A 396-nucleotide genomic window follows, 5' to 3' on the forward strand; every position below is an offset into this window, starting at 1 on the left:
GGACAATGTGATTAAACAATTTGTGAAGCAATCAGCTCAATCGGGCATTGATGTGTTCCGTATTTTCGACAGCTTAAACTGGGTAAAAGGAATGACGTTAGCCATTGATGCCGTTCGGGATACCGGCAAAGTGGCAGAAGCGGCGATTTGTTATACGGGAGATATCCTTGACAAGAACCGGACGAAGTACGATCTTGCTTATTATACATCGATGGCGAAGGAGCTTGAGGCGGCCGGTGCCCATATTCTCGGTATTAAAGATATGGCAGGGCTGTTAAAACCGCAGGCTGCATATGAACTCGTTTCTGCGTTGAAAGAAACGATCGACATTCCGGTTCACCTTCATACACATGATACGAGCGGAAACGGTATTTATATGTATGCAAAAGCTGTGGA

Annotated in this window: 1 pseudogene; it reads left to right on the forward strand. The window is 45.5% G+C overall.

The annotated features are described in order from the left end of the window. Positions 1–396, forward strand: a pseudogene (locus RVS70_RS23020) (pyruvate carboxylase); the annotation flags it as partial.

It is taken from the genome of Virgibacillus sp. M23 (assembly GCF_034190895.1).
Taxonomy (GTDB): domain Bacteria; phylum Bacillota; class Bacilli; order Bacillales; family Amphibacillaceae; genus Virgibacillus; species Virgibacillus salarius.